1 pseudogene is annotated in these 845 nt (G+C 52.5%); it reads left to right on the forward strand.

The features are described from left to right. Window positions 1-63 precede the first annotated feature (63 nt). Window positions 64-845 (forward strand): annotated as a pseudogene (locus ACT3TJ_RS17995) (IS630 family transposase); the annotation flags it as partial.

Below are 845 nucleotides of genomic sequence, written 5' to 3' on the forward strand. Positions count from 1 at the left end.
TAAGTGCCTGATCACAAATTTCCGTGTAACATCGATTTTAAAATCACTGATACGGATAAACCTATGGCAAGGCGTCGCTTTGTTGATCCTCTCACAAAGTCTGAGCAGCAGGCACTAACCAAGGCCTATCACCAAAGCGAGAAGCGGGCTTTACGTCGACGTGCGAATGCCATCCTGCTGAGTGGTCAGGGCCATACCATCAACCAGATCAGTGACATTCTGCAGGTTCGCCGCGATGCCGTCTCTCGATGGCTCAAACAATGGGAAACGTTGGGGCTTGACGGGCTCGCCGATAAGCCCCGCAGTGGTCGGACACCTATTCTGGACGAGCACGACAACCAGCGATTGAAAGAAATGGTTGTTGAGCAGCCTCATCAGATTCGATCCTTACAGGCTCGGTTTCAGGAAGAGACTGGCAAGACAGTTAGCACGGTGACCCTTCGCCGGGCGTTGAAAAAAAAAATGATCTCAGCTTCAAGCGCATTCGTCATTCACTGAAGGCACGGCGTAACGAAAGGGATTTCCGCAATACTCAGGGCCTCCTTAAGGCGCTTCAGCAGCAGGAAGACGAAGGCGAGCACGAGCTTTACTATTTTGATGAGTCAGGCTTTTCACAATCGTCGTCAGTGCCATACGCGTGGAGCCCTGTCGGTCAACCCTGCGAAGTGACCGCCTACTCTCGTAGCCGAAGACTAAACGTATTAGGGTTCCTCAGCCGTGCAGGGAAGCTTGTCTACCATACCACGACGGAATCAGTGACGGCCGAGACGGTCATCGAAGCCTTCGACACGTTTGTGACTCAGAAAGACCCTGACACGTTCGCCGTTGTGGTGCTCGATAATGCC

This window comes from Halomonas sp. AOP30-A1-24, from assembly GCF_052378165.1.
In the GTDB taxonomy this organism is placed as follows: Bacteria; Pseudomonadota; Gammaproteobacteria; order Pseudomonadales; family Halomonadaceae; genus Vreelandella; species Vreelandella citrativorans.